The sequence below is a fragment of the Streptomyces sp. 150FB genome, from assembly GCF_000818195.1.
GTDB lineage: Bacteria > Actinomycetota > Actinomycetes > Streptomycetales > Streptomycetaceae > Streptomyces.
Genome location: NZ_JTHL01000001.1, coordinates 649,474 through 651,749 on the forward strand (window position 1 = coordinate 649,474; position 2,276 = coordinate 651,749).

Genomic DNA, 2,276 nt, shown 5'->3' on the forward strand with positions numbered 1-2,276 from the left:
GGCGGCCACCGCAGCCGCCGAGGCGTCGCCGTCGGGGCCGGGCTTCCAGCCGCCCTCCAGCGCCCTGCGCGCGATGTTCGGGCCGCTGGCGATGCGCTCCACGCAGCCCCGGGAGCCGCACGGGCACAGATCTCCGTCCAGGTCCACGCTGATGTGTCCGATGTGCCCGGCGTTGCCCGTCGGCCCCGGGTGAAGCTTGCCGTTCAGGACGAGCCCGCCGCCGACGCCGGTGGAGACCACCATGCACAGCGCGTTGTCGTAGCCGCGCGCCGCGCCCTGCCAGTGCTCGGCGGCGGTCATCGCCACGCCGTCCCCGACGAGCGTCACCGACAGGCCGCCGGTGGCCTGCCGTACCCGCTCGACCAGCGGGAAGTCGCGCCATCCCGCCACATTGACCGGGCTGACCGTGCCGGCCGAAGCGTCCACGGGGCCCGCGCTGCCAATGCCGATGGCGGTCGCCCGCGCCCACAGCGGGGACGCCGACACCTCCGTGAGGACCTCCTCCACGGCACGCATCACGCACTCGCCGTCCTCACGGGCGGGCGTGGGCCGCTGCGCCCGTACGAGGATCCTGCCGTTGCCGTCCACCAACGCGCCGGCGATCTTGGTGCCGCCGATGTCGAGTGCGGCAACGGGGTCGGTATGCATGGGTGTCGGATCTCCCGGTCATGAGGTATTCCCGCGCGTAGGGAACGCGGACGGGAAAGGAGTGGACCTGCGGCTTCGGGGAACAGTCTCCATTTAGCTGACAACGTTGTCCAGGGCCTATGCTCGACGCCGTGGCTTCGAATGGCAAGCCGACCTCCTTCCGAACGACGACAGGACAGCGCACTGTGGCTGATACCGCCCGCCGCTCCGAGCCTCGATACGGCAATCGGCCCACGATGAAGGATGTCGCAGCGCGCGCCGGAGTGGGACTCAAGACGGTCTCCCGGGTCGTCAACGGCGAGGCGGGCGTCACCCCGGACACCGGGCGCCGGGTGCAGGAGGCGATCGACGCCCTGGGCTTTCGCCGCAACGACTCGGCGCGGGTGCTGCGCAAGGGCCGTACCGCCAGTATCGGGCTGGTCCTGGAGGACCTCGCCGACCCGTTCTACGGTCCGCTGAACCGCGCGGTCGAAGAGGTGGCGCGGGCTCATGGCGCGCTGCTGATCAACGGTTCGAGCGCCGAAGACCCGGAGCGGGAGCAGGAGTTGGTGCTCGCGCTGTGCGCGCGCCGGGTCGACGGTCTGATCGTCATCCCCGCCGGTGACGACCACCGCTATCTGGAGCCGGAGATCAAGGCCGGTGTCGCCACGGTCTTCGTGGACCGCCCTGCGGGCCGGATCGACGCCGACGCCGTGCTCTCCGACAGCCGGGGCGGCGCCCGTGCGGGCACGGCTCATCTGATCGCGCACGGTCACCGCCGGATCGGCTTCATCGGCGACCAGCCGCGTATCCACACGGCGATCGAGCGGCTCGGCGGCTACCGGGCGGCGATGGCCGACGCGGGTCTGGTGATCCATGACGACTGGGTGTCGCTGGGCCCGACGGCGCCGCGCCGCGTGGAGGAGGCCGTCGTCGCGATGCTCGGTGCCCCCGACCCGGTCACGGCGATCTTCACGGGCAACAACCGCGTGACGGTGACGGTCGTACGGATGCTGGCGGCGCACGACACGCCGGTGGCCCTGGTCGGCTTCGACGACATCGAGCTGGCCGATCTGCTGAAGCCGGGGGTCACGGTCATCGCGCAGGACGCGGCGACCCTGGGCCGTACCGCGGCCCAGCAGCTCTTCCACCGGCTGGACGGAGCGGCCGACGAACCGGTACGGGTGGTCCTGCCGACGCGGCTCATCGCCCGGGGCTCCGGGGAGATCCGGCCGCCGGCGGCCCGCTAGAGAGCGTCTCAGCGGTCTGCTGACCGCTGCCGCCGCCGCTCAGCAGACCGGAAGTCCGGGCACCCGCTCGTCGTTCGATCCGCCCTGGATGTAGACGTCGCTGATGAAGACGCTGGCGTTGCCGCTGTCGTCGTCGGTCTTGGCCCACCAGACGTTGGTCCACTTGTTGTAGGTCTCGCGGCGGCCCAGGTTCTGCTGGCAATAGAAGTACTGGGTACCGGAGTTGAGTACGCCGACCTCGGCGCCCGAGGCGTCGTACGACTTCGCGGTGCGCCACACCGGGCAGTTGTACTTGCCCGGGCCCGCCGCGTAGCAGACCGGCGAGGGGGCGGGCTCGGAGCCGGAACCGCCGGAGGCGCCCGGTGTGCCCGAGCCGCCGGGCTGCCCGGCGCTGTCGGA

Annotated in this window: 2 protein-coding genes and 1 pseudogene; 1 reads left to right on the plus strand and 2 read right to left on the minus strand. The window is 71.7% G+C overall.

What is annotated here, in order from left to right:
* Positions 1-648, minus strand: a 648-nt coding sequence (locus QR77_RS02715; RefSeq protein WP_040019478.1) for an ROK family protein, incomplete at its 3' end; no start/stop codon positions are given.
* A gap of 185 nt (positions 649-833) precedes the next feature.
* Here QR77_RS02715 and QR77_RS02720 point away from each other — a divergent pair.
* Positions 834-1,877, plus strand: a complete 1,044-nt coding sequence (locus QR77_RS02720; RefSeq protein WP_040019479.1) for a LacI family DNA-binding transcriptional regulator — start codon at positions 834-836, stop codon at positions 1,875-1,877.
* 39 nt (positions 1,878-1,916) lie between these two features.
* Here the strand turns inward: QR77_RS02720 and QR77_RS02725 are convergent.
* Positions 1,917-2,276 (minus strand): annotated as a pseudogene (locus tag QR77_RS02725) (serine/threonine protein kinase); the annotation flags it as partial.